This window comes from Aphanizomenon sp. CS-733/32, from assembly GCF_028330045.1.
GTDB classification, from domain to species: domain Bacteria; phylum Cyanobacteriota; class Cyanobacteriia; order Cyanobacteriales; family Nostocaceae; genus Dolichospermum; species Dolichospermum gracile.
Genome location: NZ_JAQMSE010000104.1, coordinates 1 through 18054 on the forward strand (window position 1 = coordinate 1; position 18054 = coordinate 18054).

Consider the following 18054-nt stretch of genomic DNA (forward strand, 5'->3'; position numbering starts at 1 on the left):
GACTAGAAGTCGCAGCTACACAGACGAAACCCACCTTCGTGGGTTCAAAAGCCTTGATTTTTCGTTAGTCCACGCAGGTGGACTTTGTTTGTGTAGTAGCGATTTCTAATCGCCGGAAACTTTTCAAACATCCTCTAAGGGACTTCCAATTAAAAAAATACCCAAAAATTTCTTGTGGTGCGGGCATCTTGCCTGCTAATCATCAAGGACAGGCAGGATGCCCATCCCACAAAATTGGGTAATTTATTTTTTGGTGTTTCCTAAGTTCTGGTTTATATAAAAGTGGTAAATCCCAAATTATAGATCCCCGACTTCTTAAAGAAGTCGGGGATCTGTCCATGAATGATCGCTATGGCTGCATTCTTACCTAAAATCTATAATTGTAATTTTTTACTAAGATTAATAAAATTTTATTTTTATCAATGCGAAATGAACAAATATATGCTATTCTGAACGCTCAATAATCTAAAAAATAACAACTATGTTTAACTTTAATAACTACATCCAAAACCTACAAATAAATATTAAACATGGTGGAGAACGCAGTCACTATTCCAGTTTACAAAGTTTAATAGAAAGTTTAGAAATTGGCATTAGTACCATAGTAGAAGAAAAGGGCAATCAAGCAGGAATACCCGATTTAACTATTAGAAAAAATGAGCGCGTTGTGGGATATATAGAAGCTAAAGATATTAATATCAACATTACTAAATTAGACAAACAAAATGAACAGCAAATTAAACGTTATTTAGAATCAAATATAGGTTATAACTTCATCTTAACTAATTACTTACAATTCCGTTGGTATGTAGATGGAGAATGTGAAAAAACTGCTGAACTAGCTACTTTAGAACAGGGAGAAATTACTCTAGTTGATGATTTAAAACCTATCACAGAATTATTACAATCATTTCTGAACCAAAAAGCCAAAGATATTAATAATTATTATGATTTAGCTAAGGAAATGGCTGCCTATACTAAAACTATTAGAAATGCTATTGAATTATCTTTAGTAATAGAAGATCCTACGGAAGAATTAAATCGCTTAAAAGAAACATTTAAAAAATTACTATTGTTAGATATAGATAATGATAAATTTGCGGATATGTACGCCCAAACTATTGCTTATGGGTTATTTACTGCGAAAATTGGTCATACAGAAAACCCTGAAGAATTTGCATTTAATCGCACTACAGCTAGTATTTATATTAGTGATATAATCCCTTTTTTAAAAGGTTTATTTGATTTAGTTTTAGGAACTGGTAGCGTTAGTAAAATTCACAAATCAATTGAGAATTTAATTGAATTATTTAACAGTATAGATATGACCAATATTTTAGAAAATTTTGGTCGAGAAACGCGCACAGAAGATCCAGTAATTCACTTTTATGAAACATTTTTAGCAGCTTATCAAGCATCATTAAGAAAAAGTAGAGGAGTTTATTATACTCCTGAACCTGTGGTTAAATTTATTGTGCGTGCTGTGAATGATATTTTAGTAGATAGAACAATTTTTGATTTAGAATATGGTTTAGGAAATAGAAGAGTAACAATTCTTGATCCCGCAACAGGAACAGGAACATTTTTATATACAGTTATTCAACAAATTTGTCATAATTTTGCTAAATATGATGTTCGTGGTTTGCATAATTTATTAAGAGATACAGAACTTTTAAATCGTCTTTTTGGTTTTGAGTTATTAATGACTCCTTATACCATAGCACATTTAAAAATAGGTGTATTATTGGGATATTTAAAATATAAATTTGCACCAAATGAAAGATTAAAAATATATTTAACTAATGCGTTGGAAGAAGGCATACAACAAGGTGATTTAATCTCTGGAATTACCCAAATTATCGCCGAAGAATCCAGTCAAGCAGCAAAAGTAAAAACAGAAATTCCCATCACGGTGGTATTAGGAAATCCTCCCTATTCTGTCAGTTCTCAAAATGCTAGTAAACGCAAAAGAATCTTAAATCAAGATGAAAAATATTTAGCAGATGTGGAATATACTGGTTCAGTGTGGAATAGAATTTATAAATCTGGTAAAGTAGGTAAAACTATTACAGAATTAACCCACATTGGGGAACTTTTAGAATTATATAAAGGTAGGGTAAGATTAGAAGGTGAGAAAAATATCCAACCTTTAGATGATGATTATATTAAATTTATTCGTTTTGCTCAATATCAAATAGAAAATAATAGTCACAATGCGGGTATTATTGGTTTTATTACTAATCATTCCTATGTGAATGGTTTAATTCATCGGGGAATGAGAGAGGAATTATTAAAGTATTTTGATACTTTATATATTATGGATTTACATGGTAATTCTTTATTAAAGGAAACTACACCAGATGGTAATATTGATCAAAATGTTTTTGATATTCAACAAGGTGTAGCAATTTTAATTGCTGTGCGCGAAAAAAGTAAACCTGATTATGGTTCTACTGCTTATAAACCCAGAGATGGTATTAAGGAAATGGCTAAGGTGTTATATTATGATTTATGGGGTAATCGTGAGGATAAATATAATTTCTTAGAATCTGCAAGTTTAGATAATGTTGATTGGATAGAGGTAAAACCTGCTGAACCTAATTACTTTTTTGCACCAAAAAATCTTGATTATGAAGATGAATATAAAAGAGAGTTAAGTATTACTGATATCTTCCCAATTTATGCTGCGGGAGTGAAAACTAGAAGAGATAATGTATGTGTTGAATATGATAAGGAACAATTAATAAATCGTTTTCAGGATATTGCAATAAACACTAACTTAGAAGAATTGAAACAAAAGTACAATATCAAAGATACAAAATATTGGACTTTAGAAAAAGCTAAATTAAATATCAAAGAAAATGAAATTAAATCAAATATATTGTTGTATGCTTATCGGCCATTTGACAATCGCTGGGTTTATTATAATCCTAAGATTATTGAAAGAGGAGATAGTCGTAAAGAATTAATGACACATTTATTAAAAGGTAATAATATTGCTTTACTTTCATGTCGTCAACAGGTTGAACCAGGTTTTCATCATATATTTTGTTCGGGAATTTTAACAGAACATTGTACTGTTTCATTGAAAAGCAGGGAAGCAACTTATGTTTTTCCTCTCTACACTTATCCCAATACAGAAAATAAACAAACTAACCTTTTTATAGAAAAAACTCCTAATTTATCCCCAAAATTATTAGAAGCTATCAAAGAAAAACTGGGTAAAATACCAACTCCAGAACAAATATTTTACTATGCTTATGCAATATTTCATAGTCCCACTTATCGCACTCGCTACGCTGAATTTCTCAAGATTGATTTTCCCCGTCTTCCCTTAACCAGTAACGAAAACCTATTTAACGAATTAGCTATTAAAGGAGAAGAATTAGTTAATTTACATTTAATGAAATCGGATAGATTCAATAATTTGATTACAACCTATCAACAAATAGGAGATAATCAAGTTAGTGAAGTTACCTATAATTCAGAATTACAAAGGGTTTATATCAATAAACAGAGTTATTTTCCAGATATTCCCCCACATATCTGGGAATTTAAGATTGGTGGATATCAGGTATTAGATAAATGGCTAAAAGACAGAAAAAACGCCAAGCGAGAATTATCTACAGAGGAAATTAACCATTATCAAAAAATTGTCATTGCTTTAACAGAAACTTTACAACTAATGCAGGAAATTGACATAATTATTCCTGGGTTTCCCATAGAGTGATGAGGTTTATCTCGTTCCCAGTCAGAGACTAGGAATGTCATCAATGTGCTGAGATAGAATTAGGAGATAAAACGTCACTCACTAAAATGTTAGTATCAAAAACTAGACGTATGAAAATATTAATCTTCACTTAAAAGCTTACTTAACTTGTCCTCAGTTAAACCACATTCTTGAGCTTTACGTCCTATATTTTCTCTAAATTGTTGAAATTCTTGAATATTAATCCGAGTTATGCGTTGATAATCTTCAATAGACATAATAACCGCAACATCACGATTTTGCTGACGTATAGTTACAGGTTCACGTTGCACTTTATCAATAACTGCGGCAAAAGCTTGATTCACTTCTGTATCTGAAACAAATTGCATAATTTCACCTCATTTGTTTTTATTATAGACAAATTTCATTTTAAACCCCATCTTTTGGTGTTGCGGAAGGGGTTGGTTTATTTTCCTGGGGTAATACTTGTTTAGCGGCATTATCAGCAGCTTGTTTAAACATTGGTTCTAATTTATCACGCCAGTATTTAATATTCGGGAGCCTTTCTGGATGATCTCGATAAGCTAAAACTTCATCCCATTGACCATTATCAATAGCTTTATTAATATCTTTAGCTAACGCTTCGGCTTTTGCCCAATCACTCTGCCATTGATTCACAGTATCAACGGTTTCTTTAATACCAGAAACAGCATTTCCTGAAGTTGATTTTAACAGAGAAATTGCTCCTTGTAAATCTCCTGATTCAAACTTTTGTCGAGCTTTTGCCACCGTTTTTGTCTTATCTTCGATGGCTGGTGGGGATGATTCAGGAGTGGGAGTTTCTACCGCAGATTTGGCGGAAACTTGAGGAACTGGACGAGATGTAATTAAAGGACCATCATCTACAATTTGAATAGCCAAACCTTTATCTCGACGGCAAGAAATCCATGTTTCGTTATTAGCAATAATATCAGAATGCGCCCATGCTAAACGTCCAGATGGAAGTTTAATTTCTACCCAACCTCGATTTGTGCGTTTACCTGTCACCTCAAATTCACTGGCTGCACCCAAGGTTTTCAAAATATTATCAGAATTGATGGCACTGGGTTCAGAACGGATATTAGAATTAGCCGCAACTACAGCCAGACAATGATTTGTTAATTTGGTTTTTTCCCCTGTTAAATTACTAGTTAAATTCTTAAAATTGGGATATACATTTGTAAATAAAGCGGCTACACTACCAGCTAATAATATGCCAATTAATAAAGGTAAAGGATCTGGTTTATTAGATTCTTGGGGAATATATTGTTGCGGTGCTGGTTGCACAGGAACATGATTAGCGGGGGAAACCGCCATTGTTTTCTGTGTAAATCTGGAAGCTAGATTTTGCGGAGATTGATAAATAATTTGAGGAGATACGGAAGGTTGGGTAAATTCTGGGGTGATATTTACCAAGTTTTGACAAGCTTGTAAGGCTTCCGTTGCTGTTTGATAACGTTCTTTGAAATGGTAACGCACCATTTTCGTTAAAATTGCGACTAGACCGGGATTCACAGGAATTAAATGTTGCCAGTTAATTTCCCCTGTATCTGGATCTTCTTGTAATTGGCTGGCTGGGACTCCTGTTAATGCTTGAATGGCGATAATCCCTAAAGCGTAAATATCACTATTAGGACGGGGTTTACCTTGTCCCTGTTCTGTAGGCATATAGCCAGGTGTGCCAATGACTACGGTAGCTGTTTGCTGTCCGCCGACCATGACTAAGGGCGATGCCTGCGGCGGGCAAGGCCAACGCAATTGTTTAACTGCACCAAAATCTACTAAAACTAATTTATAATCAGCCGCACGGCGAATAATATTATCTGGCTTAATGTCGCGGTGAATTACACCTTCCTGGTGAACAAACTCCAAAATACTCAAGATTTCCAACAGCATTTGCATGACTTGGGCTTCACTCCAAGGCTGTCCGGGGATAAGTTCTTCATTGAGGGTATGTCCGTCAATAAATTCTTGGACTAAAAAAAATTCCTTATTTTCGTCAAAATAGGCAAGAAGTCTGGGTATTTGGTCATGGTTGCTCAATTTTTCTAAGGTTTCTGCTTCGCTATTAAACAGGCGTTTAGCAGTAACAAAGATGTTAGGGTCAGAATTAGCTGGTTTCAGGTGTTTAACCACGCAGATGGGATGGCCTGGCCGTCTGGTATCCTGGGCAATATAGGTTTGACCAAATCCCCCTGTCGCCAAGACGCGAATGACTTGGTAGCGATGATCTAGTAATTTGCCTATCATAATTTCCCTCCCCAGCTTTACAGCTTAATTTTCCCGCTAGTAGTCAATATCTCCAAATTTCTCTTTCTGAAATCAGGTATCTTGAGAAAAGATTTAAATTAAAAGTATAGTTTTTTGATTGAACCAATTTGTTAATTTTACTATCAGTATCCCTATTGACTAGCTATGCCACCTAAGATAACTAATTCTACCTCATGGCAACAAGCTGAAATCTTGATGCAACCTGCGTTCATTCGTGTGATTGATAATCTTCGCAAGCAGTTGGATATCTCTGACTGGAAAGGGACTTATCAAGATGTGTTGACTTGGCCTGCTAACACTACTGATGAAACAAAAGCCTTGGTAACTCAGTTGGTGCAAGAAATGGAAACCGCAACACCCACACAAGCGGAGGAAATTAGACAAACTCTAGCGAGTTTACCTATACCCCATCCAGGATATCACTTGCTTTTACAACGTCATGGGGAACAAGTCAATATAGATTTGTGGGATTTGTGTTATCAAGTATGTTTTCTGAATTATAGTCCAGAGAATACAGCGGTTGATATTGATACTAGCTTAATTGATGAATATGGTGATGTGGATTGGCAACAATTAGAAACTAAAACTCAGCAATTGGTGAAACAGGTTTTCACTAGTTTATCAATATTAGGCGACTAGTACCGCAGGGCGGAAATCAAAAGTCAAAAGTCAAAAGTCAAAAGATGAAACAACGGGTGCGGTGGCAGCATTCGAGTATTTTACAGCAGGGAATTGACCAAACCTCCATGGTGATAGATGATGGCAACTCGGAAAGTCCAGATTTTTCCTTTATGGTAATGGGTGATACTGGCAGTAAGTCCTATTCTGGACACCATCCCCAACGGGAAGTTGCCAAAATGATGGTAAATCATGGTGATGATAGCCGGTTTGTGCTGCACACTGGTGATGTGATTTATATGGTGGGTTCTCGTGAATATTACCCAGCTAATTTTATTGAACCTTATCGGGAATTTTTGGTAGGTGGTCATCAGCCTCAAAATATTGCTTATGATCAGATGGTGTTTAAGTTGCCGATTTTACCCGTGTTGGGTAATCATGATTACTATGATGTGCCTTTACTCTATCGGTTATTAACTGGTCTGACTTTGCCTTTGCGGCGGATGTTGCGTTATAAAGATATTAAAATTGGTTGGCACGGTTCAAATCAAGGTGATGCCTATGCTAGAGCAATTCTTGTGTGCCGGTGGATGTTTTGGGGGGGTTCCTGCGAAGTTTATGATTACACCTTTAGTGACAGAGTTAGTTGCGGGTAAATGGTGCGATCGCCAATTAAAACCTTGGATAATTTATAATCCAGGAGGATAGAAGAGACGTTTATTATCTCCTTCTAATTCTTCCTCCTGACTCCTGACTCCTGACTCCTAGCCCATGACTTACGTCACGCTGCGCTATCACAGACAACTTTTTCAGCAAACCCTAATTAAAACTCCGCACTTTGTGGTGTACGAGGAAAGGGAATCACATCCCGAATATTTCCCATACCCGTCATAAATTGCACCAATCTTTCAAACCCCAAACCGAAACCAGCGTGGGGAACAGTACCATAACGACGTAAATCTAAATACCACCACAAATCCTCTGGCTTCATACCCTGTGCTAATACCCGTTTTTCTAAAACATCAAGTCTTTCTTCCCGTTGTGAACCACCAATAATTTCGCCTATTTTCGGTGCGAGAATATCCATAGCGCGGACGGTTTTTTCATCGTCACTCAACCGCATATAAAAGGCTTTAATTTGGGCAGGATAATCTGTAACAATAACAGGCTTTTTAAACAATTGTTCAGCTAAATAGCGTTCATGTTCTGATTGTAAATCCGCACCCCAACTCACAGGATAATCAAACTTAACATCAGCTTTTTCTAAAAGTTTGGCTGCTTCTGTATAAGTCAATCGTTCAAACTGATTGTTAATAATATTATTGGCAGTTTCTAAGACAGTATTATCAATCCGTTCATTAAAAAATTCCATGTCTTCGGGACAGGTTTCCATCACATATTTAAAAATGTGTTTGAGAAACTCTTCAGCCAAATCCATATCACCTTCTAAATCACAAAAAGCCATTTCTGGTTCAACCATCCAAAATTCGGCTAAGTGTCGAGAAGTATTAGAATTTTCAGCCCGGAATGTGGGACCAAAAGTATAGACATTAGTAAAAGCCATTGCCATAATTTCGGCTTCTAATTGGCCACTGACTGTTAAATATGCAGGTTTACTAAAGAAGTCTTGGCTATAATCAATTTCTTGATTTTCTGTTTTAGGAACATTCTTTAAATTGAAATTAGTCACACTAAATAATTCACCCGCACCTTCACAATCACTGGCGGTAATAATGGGAGTATGTACCCATAAAAAACCTCGTTCGTGAAAAAATTGGTGAATAGCGATCGCGCAAGCATTTCTGACCCGGAATACTGCACCAAAGGAGTTAGTTCGCGGACGTAAATGGGCTATGGTGCGGAGAAACTCAAAGGAATGACGTTTCTTTTGCAGAGGATAGGTATCAGGATCAGCATCTCCGTATACTTTGACTGTATCTGCTTTTAATTCTATTCTTTGTCCTTTACCTTGGGAAGCTACTAGGACTCCTGATACTTCTATAGAAGCCCCTGTATTGATTTGTTTTAATATTCCTTGATAGTCTGGTAGATCTTGATTAATGACAATTTGCAAATTACCCAAGGATGAACCATCATTAACTTCTAAAAATGCAAATCCTTTTAATTCGCGTTTTGTTCTTACCCAACCTTGGACTACTAAAGTTTCATCTGGTTTACCACTTCTTAATATTTCTGCAATACGAGGATTTAGCATTTTCTACAATTTGTTAAAGGAAAGGATTCAGATCCCCGACTTCTCAAAGAAGTCGGGGATCTTTTCAACCAACCCAAGATTTTAATAACCAACCTATAATAACACCTAACCCACCAAAACGAATAGCTTGCCAAAAAGGTCTTTTCAGACTTACCCAAGAAAACAACTGGCTTTCTAGGTTGATTTCTAATACTTCTAATTGTTTTTGAAGGCGATTTAACTCGGCTTTAATTTCGGGAGTCTGCTGTCTATTTTGCTTTAAATTTTTTAATTCTTGTTGCCATTGTGCCTTTTGTTGTTGATCTTTTTGCACTTGAGCATATCTATCTTTTAAGAACCGTAGTGAAGCTTCTAATTCCTCCAATTCCTGTGCAAAATTTGGCTGGGGATTTTCCTCTGAATTGGTCATTGGTGATTGTTCATTAGCTATGATGATTAAATCATAACCTTTACCCTTGACTCGGCACTTGGTCTTATGTCGCAAACTAGCCAACTCAATCAAATTAGCACTCTAGAACTAGCACAGGCGCTTATGGAACGGCTGAGTATTTCTCCTGATGATTGGCATCGGCTCAAGTCTAACCGCAATGCCCGCGCTAGTGAACAGGTAGCCGCCGCAATGGTATTTTTGGTCAAAAATGAACCCCAAGAAGCACAGGCTAGGCTAGAACAAGCTGTAGGCTGGCTAAGTAAGTCAATTTCCGCCCCTCCCTGTCCCACTCACGGACATCAGCCGAAGGTAATAAAGAAATAACTCTCACCTGTCCCCTGTCCCCTGTAACCTGTCACCTGTCACCTTCGCAAAGATAATAAACGCCGGCTTTCTACTTGTTTACAAAGCGTAAGTTCTGTACCTTTGCCATTCCATTTTACTTGATCAAAAATTTGATGCAGTAAGGACATACCCCGCCCACTTTCTGCTTCGTCTGGTGGTAAATAGTCGTTGGGATCACTATGATCTTCTAGGGAGGGAGTGAAACCGCTACCCTGATCTGAGATAATCCACCAATACTGATTATCTATTAATGAGAACCTAACTACGACTAATTTACCGGGATCAAGATTGTTCCCGTGTTTAGCTGCATTTACTAGGGCTTCTTGAAGTCCTAGTCGTAGTTCTGATTGTAATTTTACGGGAATATCAGTCAAGAGTAAATCTAGGATTGGACAAAGATAGAGGGTGGAGGCAAAACTAATTGTCCCCCAATAACGCCCAACTGGACGAAGAGAAATGGTAATCACAAGAGAAACCCCGTAGCTTTTATTTAGCTAGACATCAGGAAAGCTTTTTCAGGCATTCTGATAAAAATTAGGTGGTCATGCTGCCTTCAAACTTGAGTCTGTAAAACTAAATTTATAAAAATGCTCTCGGCTGATAACTGGGAATGAGAATTCATATTGTTGATGTACAATTTTCCAAGGTTAATCTGTTCATTTACTAGATGAATAAGAATGGCTATTTCTGAACAGAATGGGCAGGACGCTCTTGTTAACTGCTAGTTTGTATTTAACACAATTTAATCTCTTCCTTCAGATTCTATACAGCTTCGATTTTTTTAAAACAAAATGAGTTTCTATTTTTATGTAATTCCATTTTAGCATTATGAGTATCCACTAGAGTACAAACTTCTGATTTTTATTTTTGGAAAGAATTAACTATTCTGATCATTGTCCGACAGGACTAGAAAAGCAGCGGCTTCTACATGGGCGGTTTGCGGGAAAAAGTCGGCAGGTTGCACCTTGGTGAGTTTATATAGCCCAGCTTCGCAAAGCAACTTGAGGTCACGGGCGAGGGTGGCTACTTTACAACTGACGTAAACAATTCGAGATGGTTTCAGGTTTCTTAATGTTTTAATAACGTTAGCTTCACATCCTTTGCGGGGTGGATCAAGTAAGACGACATCTGGGATAATTTCCTGATTCTGGAGAATCTTTTCGACTGCGCCTACTTGGAATGTGACGTTATTGATGCCATTTTTTTGGGCATTGACAGTTGCTTGTTGTACTGCTGTTGATTGCAGTTCTAAACCTGTGATGTGCCGTGCTTGTTTGGCTAGGGGTAAAGTCAATGTCCCTATACCACAATAGGCATCAATGAGGATTTCATGCCCTTGGAGGTTCAGTTCTGACTGAATTACGGCTAGGAGTGCCTCGGCTGTTTCTGTGTACACTTGGAAAAATGTATCTGGTCCGATTTGAAAATCCAGTCCGGCGAATTTTTCTTGAATGTGGGGAGTTCCAGCTAGACAACGGGTTTCTGATCCAAATATAGCATTTGTGCGATCGCTATTGCGGTTAAGTGACACACCAACTAACTCAGGATAACGCTGTAACCATTGCTGGGCTTGGGTTTCAATTCCTGGTAAATTCCAATCTTTGACGACCAAAGTTAGCAGCATTTCTCCTGTGCGACGACCAATGCGTAAACCCAAGTGGCGAATTAAGCCTTTATGTCGGGTTTCGTCATAAATTGACCAACCTTGCTGTTCAATATCCAATTTTACTTCAGCTAATAGGGGATTTAATCGCTGGTCTTGGACGGGGCATTGATTCAAGTTGATTAATTTATGAGTACCTTTGTGATAATATCCAGCTTGGACGTGACCTGTGGCTGACCTACCGATAGGATAGGTGACTTTGTTGCGATAGTCAAAGGATGCAGCAGTTACCAGGACTGGATCTATGGGTGGATTCACAAAACCGCCAATTCTTTCTAAGGCTTGAGTTACTTGATTGTGTTTGGCGATTAATTGGTAGTCATAATTAATATGTTGCCACTGACAACCACCACATTTATCAGCGACAATACAACTGGGACGCACCCGTTGATGCGAGGCTTGCAATAATTCCTGCACCTGACCATAGGCATATTTTGGCTTAACATTGAATAGTTTGACAAGTAGGCGATCGCCCATAACAGTATCAGGAACAAAAACCACCCTCTGTTCAAAGCGTCCCACACCATCCCCAGTGTCGCTTAAATCAGTAATTTCCAGTTCAATAATTTCATCTTGTCGCCACATTATATTAGTCATTAGTCAGTTGCTAGAGAACAGGGAACTTTCTCACTGGGAAGCGGAAGTTCCCCAATGTCGAATGTAAATTCATTTATCTCTATCTTCCCATACACTTCACGAATGTCCCTCTAAGTCGGTAAACTAGCAGATATAAATATTTCAGTTCATTTAGATAATCATGACTGTAATTAGCCAAGTTATTCTCCAAGCCGACGACGAACTGCGTTACCCTAGCAGTGGCGAACTCAAAAACATCCAAGCATTTTTGGAAACAGGTGTGCAGCGCACAAGAATCGCTGCCACCCTTTCCGAAAACGAGAAAAAGATCGTTCAAGAAGCCACCAAAAGACTTTGGCAAAAACGCCCTGACTTTATCGCCCCCGGTGGTAATGCTTACGGTGAAAAACAACGGGCTTTGTGTATTCGGGACTTTGGCTGGTACTTACGCCTAATTACCTACGGTGTACTTGCTGGTGACAAAGAACCCATTGAAAAAATTGGTTTGGTTGGTGTGCGGGAAATGTACAACTCTCTAGGCGTTCCTGTCCCTGGAATGGTAGAAGCGATCGCCTCTCTCAAACAAGCGTCCTTAGATCTATTAAATGCCGAAGACGCTGGAGAAACAGCGCCCTACTTTGATTACATCATTCAAGCGATGTCATAATCAAACCTCTAGACGATAGCAGAGAACAGAGTTAAAAGTCCTTAATTCCCCACAATTGTTAGTAGCTATGGCAAATATTTGTCAGGTTATTAACTAGTTGTGGGGATATGTTATGCTGATCACAAGTTATGATCTTAGTAACAACAAAAAACGACAAACTAATAGTAGGCTGTCGGCAGTTAGGGATGTGAATTAAATAAGGTGCAAAAGTAGGGTGTGTTAGCGACAGCGTAACGCACCATTCCAGGTTACATCAGAATTGCAGGTTATTAAATTTGCGTTCCTTATGTCTTCCCTATTAACGACTCGGCTAGAGTTTTCACCAATGACCAATCACCAGAAACTAGACGTTATCAGGTAGAAGGAAATAAATCTTTCATGTCAATCATTATAGCAGAAAAACTCAATAAATTCTATCCTGTATCCACAAAACAACCAGGTATTCAGGGAACAATTAACCATTTTTTCCGCCGCACCTATCGCTCAATTCCCGCCGTTCAGGATATCACCTTCACCATTGAAACCGGAGAAATAGTGGGATTTTTAGGTCCTAATGGTGCTGGCAAAACTACCACCCTAAAAATGCTGACAGGATTAATTCATCCTTCTAAAGGTACGGTTAAAGTCGGTGGATTTATTCCCTTTAATCGTCAAGAAGCATTTTTGCAAAAAATCACCTTAGTGATGGGACAAAAACAGCAATTAATTTGGGATTTACCGGCATTAGATTCTCTCAGAATTAATGCCGCAGTTTATAATATTTCTGATAAAGAATTTCAACGTCGAGTTGGAGAACTAACAGAAATGCTGGCTTTGGAAGGTAAATTAACCCAACCCGTCCGCAAATTATCATTAGGTGAACGGATGAAAGCTGAACTGTTAGCAGCACTTTTACACCGTCCCCAAGTTTTATTTTTAGATGAACCGACTTTAGGATTAGATGTTAATGCTCAAGCAGGAGTGCGTAACTTTTTAAAAGAATATAATCAGCTATATCAAGCTACAATATTATTAACAAGTCATTACATGGCTGATATTACCGCTTTGTGTGAACGGGTGTTATTAATTCATCAAGGAAAACTCATGTATGATGGTAGATTAGATGGATTATTAGAAAATTTTGCTCCTTATCGAGAAATTTATGTCGAATTAGCGCAAGCATTACCACTAGAAAAACTTATATCCTATGGTGATGTGCAAATGCTAGAAGGAAGAAGGGTGAGATTTATTGTCCAACAAGAAGCTATGACTCGCACTGTTTCTCGGATTTTAGCCGATTTAGAAGTGATAGATTTAACAGTTACAGAACCACCAGTAGAAGAGGTAATTGGTAGGGTTTTTCAAAAAGGATTTAACCATTGATAACTATGAAAAAAATTGTTAAAAAATCTTTAACTTTGCTATCAGTATATTATGCTAATCTGCTGGAATATAGATCGGAATTAATCTTCTGGGTTTTAGCTGGTTCTTTACCAATTATCATGATGGGTATTTGGATGCAAGCTGCTGGTAGTGGTCAATTTGCTTTTAAATCTGTAGACTTCGCTCGATATTTTTTCGCAGTTTTTCTGGCTAGGCAAATCACCGTTGTCTGGGTAATTTATGATTTTGAAAAAGAAGTATTAGAAGGTAAACTTTCGCCAAAATTATTACAGCCTTTAGATCCAGTTTGGCACCATGTTGCCAACCATCTGGCGGAAAGAGTCGCTAGAATGCCTTTTGTATTGCTTTTAGCAGCACTCTTTTTTGTTCTCTATCCCCAAGCCTTTTGGTTGCCAAGTATAACTAACTTATTTCTATTTATCTTAGCAGCAATTATGGTTTTTGCTTTAAGATTTATCATTCAATATACCTTTGCTATGTTTGCCTTTTGGACAGAAAGAGCGGCAGCTTTAGAAAATTTATGGTTGTTGTTTTTTATATTTTTATCAGGTTTGATAGCACCTCTAGATGTTTTTCCAGAAAATATTAGAAACATAGTCATGTTTACACCTTTTCCCTATATGATTAATTTTCCAGCTAGTATTTTAGTAGGACTACCTGTAGATTTAACCAGAGGATTTCTATCAATCTCCGGTTGGTTTCTTATATTTTTTGGTGTCAATCGTTTTTTGTGGCGCAGAGGAATGAAAAAATATTCAGGTATGGGGGCTTAATAATAATATTGAAAATATGATTTATTAACTTTGCTGGGAAACACTAACTACGATAAATTAGTCTGTTAATTAACAGCCACAAAAAATTTGTTTATCAACCTATGACTATCATGCGTAACCCTATTAATCCAGAGAACAAATTGTCAGGTTTTAGTATTATCAACCATGCCAAAATGTTTATAGGCATAATTGCTGCTGTACCCATTGCTTTAAACTCATCAGCAAAGGCTTTAGAAGTACAGGTATTACCGAAAAATCCTCAATTAGGAGATACAATTTCTGTTGTCATTGAGGCAAATACCTCAGAAAAAATCAGCAATCCTACTGTAACAGTGGGCGAAAAAATATATCCAGCTTTTGGAATTGCACCTCGTAAATATCGTTCTTTTGTGCCTACAACTCCCTTAGAACAAGCTGGAGTGAGGACAATTAAAGTTTTCGAAAATGGACAAGAACAAAATTTATCAGTAAAGGTACGCGATCGCAAATTTCCCGTCCAACGGATCACTCTACCACCGGGAAAAGCTGGAGTTAATGCTACCAAGTATGAACTCAAGCGCGTAAAAGAATTGAAAGCCCTACAAACACCAGAAAAATATTGGAATGGTGCTTTTCTTACCCCCAATGCTGGGAGAACATCCACTAAATATGGTGTCCGTCGTTACTACAATGGTAAATTTGCTAAAGACTACTACCATCGTGGACAAGACTATGCAGGTGCAGAAGGTTCAACCGTAATTACCCCAGCGCCTGGACGAGTTGCTTTAGTGGGTAAAGTATCCCAAGGGTTCCGAGTTCATGGTAATGTAGTAGGCATTGATCACGGTCAGGGAGTTATCAGTATTTTCATGCACCTAAGTCGTATTGATGTCAAAGAGGGTGATTTTGTGCAAGCAGGACAAAAAATTGGTGCAGTGGGTTCAACTGGTGCATCTACTGGACCGCACCTACACTGGGGTTTGTATGTGAACGGACAATCTGTTGATCCATTACCGTGGAAATCTCAGAAAATTGATTAAGTTACGCTTTGACTTCCGCCTTGCGGTACTAGTCTATAATCTGACTTGGTTACTTACTTTTACTTGGTCAAAATAACCATATACTACCTGAGAAACTTGACGAATAAAATCTGTTCCTCTAGGATCATTATTTGGTCTTTGTACAAAAACTCCTGCTAAATAACGCTTACCTGATGGCGTTTCAATAATACCCGCATCTCCTAATATAAACCTGAGTGTTCCTGTTTTGTGCGCTATCTTAGCACCAGAACCTAAACCAGAAGGTAATAAACTTCTATTATGACAACCATTCATAATACCTATTACTTGTGATTGACTTGTATTGGAAAGTAACTGATTATTTTCCATTAAAGCTGATAGTTTGACCAAATCTTTAGCACTGGTTTTATTAGTTCCTTGAAAATCTCCCAGACGATTTCGCATCACAGTATTTTGCAATCCCCAACTGCGAAATTTTTGATTTAATTGAGTAATTCCGCCCAAACGATCTATGATCATATTTGTGGCGGTATTATCGCTAATAGTCATCATCCTAGTTGCAGTTTCTAAAAGACTAAACTTACTTCCTACCCGCGCATACTGCATATTTCCCGAACCACCAACAATATGCTTTTTCCCCATAACCAATGTTTCATCTAGTTGAATTTTTCCAGCATCTACTTGCTGAAATAAAGCAACCAAAATTGGATATTTAATGGTACTAGCAGCCGCAAAAGATTTATCGCCATTAATGCTTACATAATCTCCGGTGTTCAAGTCCATAAAAAAGATGCCAGCAGAAAGAAATTTGTAGCGAGCCATTAATGTTTTAATGGGAGCTTGTAGTTCTGAGATTTCTCTTCCTAAAGGAAATATATCAGTGAAATTACGAGTATCTGTTGGACTAATATTGCTGACAGCATCTGGAGGAATAAATTTAATTTCCGGCAATTGTACACTTGATTTATTTTGACTCCAACTACTTGGGTTCTCAAGCTGTTTGTTATCAGGATTTGCTTTAACTGGTAGAGATAATAAAAGAGTAGTCGTGATACTAAATAAGATCAATGAAGGTAGTTTCATGCAGTTGTATGATGAGAGTATTGAATTAACTTACAGCTATTTTCTAAATAAGTAAATGGAATCAGGATTAATTGATTTAGATGTTGTTTTCAGAGGTCATTTGAATTACTTTCTTTTATAAGTAATCAGACGGAATTAATTGCTCAATTGATTTTTCAGTTTTCTGTTCCCTAGCAACAATTGTTGTTTAATTTCGCCTACTTATCTAGTGCGGGAATCTTTGCTAAAATACCTTTTTTTAAAGGTTCTGGACGTTCTGACCAAGGCAATACACCATCATATTTTGTATAATACTGACTTGCACATTCTAGTACGGCAGATGGACTAATATCTACTGGTAAATCACCAAAGAGATAGGTTGATTTTCCTTCTGCTACAAAAGCAATCACGCAGGAATGACTGCAAGCGCTCATACATTCAACCCCCTGAATGCAGAATTGATTGTGCAATTCACTATCTTGAGCAAGTTCTTGAAGTTGTTTTAGTAGTTGTTCACCTTGACTTTCACCAACCCGCTTACCATCTTGCCACTTACTACCACAAGTAGTACAGACAAATAGATTATGTTTTTGATTGAGCATTGATTTAGAAATGTTGAGGAATAATTCGGAAACGCAGACATAAGAGTTTTTACAATATGGCTACGTAAAATGTGTAAAGAAGCATGATTAACCCCAGCCAAAGATGGACAAGATTCACTTGCTGTCATCTTTTCTATTCTTGTCAAAATATATCTAACGAAGATAGCAATAAGTCTCACCTATAAAAGCTTCCCACTTTCTTGAGTGCAGGATTGCAAATAATTGTACACAATTTGTAGGGTTTCTCTGGAGGTCTAAACTGATTAATTCCTATGGAAACATTCATGGTCTGAGTCATCTGTACCACGCAGATGGATGTGAGTTTTTTTGCTTTCGGCGGGCATTCTGACTTAGAGAATAAATCTCCTTACAGCTGCGGGACAGTGCCGGATTTACACCAGACTTTCCCCCTTGCGTTTAATGACTGCTTCCCATTAAAACCGATTCAGTTGTGAGAATACTATATTTTTTACGTCTTGTCAATAGACAAGGGAGGATAATTCTGTTGATTGTTTCGCTCACAGGCTGAATGAAGCAGGAAGAAAAAAGTGCAACTGTTCTCTTAGAGGGTGTTTGAAAAGTTAGAAGTTGAGTAAAAAAAGCTCTCAGGGTATAATCTGTAAGTACTAAAAATACAGAACCGCAGAGAGCAATGAGTAAAGTATACTCCAGCAACCTAACTAAAGAACAGTGGGAACTAATA

Annotated in this window: 15 protein-coding genes, 1 pseudogene and 1 riboswitch; of the genes and pseudogenes, 8 read left to right on the forward strand and 8 right to left on the reverse strand. The window is 37.3% G+C overall.

Annotation, left to right across the window (positions count from 1 at the left end; all coding sequences use genetic code 11):
• Positions 1–481: 481 nt before the first annotated feature.
• Positions 482–3730, forward strand: coding sequence for a type ISP restriction/modification enzyme (locus tag PN471_RS07845; RefSeq protein WP_271776367.1), 3249 nt, complete (start codon positions 482–484; stop codon positions 3728–3730).
• Between the two features lie 119 nt (positions 3731–3849).
• On the opposite strand, the gene PN471_RS07850 is transcribed toward PN471_RS07845, so the two are convergent.
• Positions 3850–4098 (reverse strand): type II toxin-antitoxin system Phd/YefM family antitoxin, encoded by a 249-nt coding sequence (locus tag PN471_RS07850; protein ID WP_271776368.1) that lies wholly within the window; start codon positions 4096–4098, stop codon positions 3850–3852.
• A 40-nt stretch (positions 4099–4138) separates the two neighbouring features.
• Positions 4139–5998: a serine/threonine protein kinase gene (locus PN471_RS07855; protein WP_271776369.1), complete on the reverse strand. Its 1860-nt coding sequence runs from the start codon at positions 5996–5998 to the stop codon at positions 4139–4141.
• Positions 5999–6163: 165 nt separating this feature from the next.
• On the opposite strand from PN471_RS07855, the gene PN471_RS07860 reads away from it, so the two are divergent.
• Together PN471_RS07860 and PN471_RS07865 are read left to right on the forward strand one after the other, a co-directional pair.
• Positions 6164–6658 carry a hypothetical protein gene (locus tag PN471_RS07860; protein ID WP_271776370.1) on the forward strand — a complete coding sequence of 165 codons (495 nt, stop codon included), beginning with the start codon at positions 6164–6166 and terminating at the stop codon, positions 6656–6658.
• A 44-nt stretch (positions 6659–6702) separates the two neighbouring features.
• A pseudogene (locus tag PN471_RS07865) lies at positions 6703–7215 on the forward strand (metallophosphoesterase); the annotation flags it as partial.
• Between the two features lie 245 nt (positions 7216–7460).
• Here PN471_RS07865 and asnS read toward each other — a convergent pair.
• Positions 7461–8852, reverse strand: coding sequence for an asparagine--tRNA ligase (gene asnS / locus PN471_RS07870; RefSeq protein WP_271776371.1), 1392 nt, complete (start codon positions 8850–8852; stop codon positions 7461–7463).
• A 64-nt stretch (positions 8853–8916) separates the two neighbouring features.
• Complete coding sequence (locus PN471_RS07875) at positions 8917–9261, reverse strand: hypothetical protein (RefSeq protein ID WP_193897032.1); 345 nt, start codon at positions 9259–9261, stop codon at positions 8917–8919.
• A gap of 66 nt (positions 9262–9327) precedes the next feature.
• Between PN471_RS07875 and PN471_RS07880 the strand changes: the two genes are divergently transcribed.
• On the forward strand, positions 9328–9606 hold the full coding sequence (locus tag PN471_RS07880) for a DUF6439 family protein (protein WP_271776372.1): 279 nt from the start codon (positions 9328–9330) through the stop codon (positions 9604–9606).
• Between the two features lie 38 nt (positions 9607–9644).
• On the opposite strand, the gene PN471_RS07885 is transcribed toward PN471_RS07880, so the two are convergent.
• Complete coding sequence (locus PN471_RS07885; RefSeq protein WP_193896983.1) at positions 9645–10094, reverse strand: ATP-binding protein; 450 nt, start codon at positions 10092–10094, stop codon at positions 9645–9647.
• 410 nt (positions 10095–10504) lie between these two features.
• Complete coding sequence (gene rlmD / locus PN471_RS07890; RefSeq protein ID WP_271776373.1) at positions 10505–11887, reverse strand: 23S rRNA (uracil(1939)-C(5))-methyltransferase RlmD; 1383 nt, start codon at positions 11885–11887, stop codon at positions 10505–10507.
• Positions 11888–12047: 160 nt separating this feature from the next.
• Between rlmD and PN471_RS07895 the strand changes: the two genes are divergently transcribed.
• The 4 genes from PN471_RS07895 to PN471_RS07910 all read left to right on the forward strand — a co-directional run bounded on the left by PN471_RS07895 (position 12048) and on the right by PN471_RS07910 (position 15708).
• The gene (locus PN471_RS07895; RefSeq protein WP_271776374.1) at positions 12048–12533 is read left to right on the forward strand and encodes an allophycocyanin subunit alpha-B; all 486 of its coding nucleotides are present in this window, start codon (positions 12048–12050) and stop codon (positions 12531–12533) included.
• 378 nt (positions 12534–12911) lie between these two features.
• Complete coding sequence (locus tag PN471_RS07900) at positions 12912–13895, forward strand: ABC transporter ATP-binding protein (protein WP_193896989.1); 984 nt, start codon at positions 12912–12914, stop codon at positions 13893–13895.
• Positions 13896–13900: 5 nt separating this feature from the next.
• A complete protein-coding gene (locus tag PN471_RS07905; RefSeq protein ID WP_271776375.1) occupies positions 13901–14689 on the forward strand; it encodes an ABC transporter permease in 789 nt (262 codons plus the stop codon).
• A 101-nt stretch (positions 14690–14790) separates the two neighbouring features.
• On the forward strand, positions 14791–15708 hold the full coding sequence (locus PN471_RS07910; protein WP_271776376.1) for a M23 family metallopeptidase: 918 nt from the start codon (positions 14791–14793) through the stop codon (positions 15706–15708).
• Between the two features lie 33 nt (positions 15709–15741).
• On the opposite strand, the gene PN471_RS07915 is transcribed toward PN471_RS07910, so the two are convergent.
• Complete coding sequence (locus PN471_RS07915) at positions 15742–16770, reverse strand: serine hydrolase (RefSeq protein WP_271776377.1); 1029 nt, start codon at positions 16768–16770, stop codon at positions 15742–15744.
• Between the two features lie 197 nt (positions 16771–16967).
• A complete protein-coding gene (locus tag PN471_RS07920) occupies positions 16968–17351 on the reverse strand; it encodes a DUF1636 family protein (protein WP_271776378.1) in 384 nt (127 codons plus the stop codon).
• A gap of 318 nt (positions 17352–17669) precedes the next feature.
• Positions 17670–17811: riboswitch (cobalamin riboswitch) on the reverse strand.
• Between the last annotated feature and the right edge of the window lie 243 nt (positions 17812–18054).

Excerpts from the sequence above, each read along its gene's own strand:
- PN471_RS07880 (WP_271776372.1), top strand. The coding sequence starts at position 9,328 with ATGTCGCAAACTAGCCAACTCAATCAAATTAGCACTCTAGAACTAGCA.
- PN471_RS07850 (WP_271776368.1), bottom strand. The coding sequence starts at position 4,098 with ATGCAATTTGTTTCAGATACAGAAGTGAATCAAGCTTTTGCCGCAGTT.
- rlmD (WP_271776373.1), bottom strand. The coding sequence starts at position 11,887 with ATGACTAATATAATGTGGCGACAAGATGAAATTATTGAACTGGAAATT.
- PN471_RS07860 (WP_271776370.1), top strand. The coding sequence starts at position 6,164 with ATGCCACCTAAGATAACTAATTCTACCTCATGGCAACAAGCTGAAATC.
- asnS (WP_271776371.1), bottom strand. The coding sequence starts at position 8,852 with ATGCTAAATCCTCGTATTGCAGAAATATTAAGAAGTGGTAAACCAGAT.
- PN471_RS07920 (WP_271776378.1), bottom strand. The coding sequence starts at position 17,351 with ATGCTCAATCAAAAACATAATCTATTTGTCTGTACTACTTGTGGTAGT.
- PN471_RS07855 (WP_271776369.1), bottom strand. The coding sequence starts at position 5,998 with ATGATAGGCAAATTACTAGATCATCGCTACCAAGTCATTCGCGTCTTG.
- PN471_RS07905 (WP_271776375.1), top strand. The coding sequence starts at position 13,901 with ATGAAAAAAATTGTTAAAAAATCTTTAACTTTGCTATCAGTATATTAT.
- PN471_RS07875 (WP_193897032.1), bottom strand. The coding sequence starts at position 9,261 with ATGACCAATTCAGAGGAAAATCCCCAGCCAAATTTTGCACAGGAATTG.
- PN471_RS07845 (WP_271776367.1), top strand. The coding sequence starts at position 482 with ATGTTTAACTTTAATAACTACATCCAAAACCTACAAATAAATATTAAA.
- PN471_RS07910 (WP_271776376.1), top strand. The coding sequence starts at position 14,791 with ATGACTATCATGCGTAACCCTATTAATCCAGAGAACAAATTGTCAGGT.
- PN471_RS07915 (WP_271776377.1), bottom strand. The coding sequence starts at position 16,770 with ATGAAACTACCTTCATTGATCTTATTTAGTATCACGACTACTCTTTTA.
- PN471_RS07895 (WP_271776374.1), top strand. The coding sequence starts at position 12,048 with ATGACTGTAATTAGCCAAGTTATTCTCCAAGCCGACGACGAACTGCGT.
- PN471_RS07900 (WP_193896989.1), top strand. The coding sequence starts at position 12,912 with ATGTCAATCATTATAGCAGAAAAACTCAATAAATTCTATCCTGTATCC.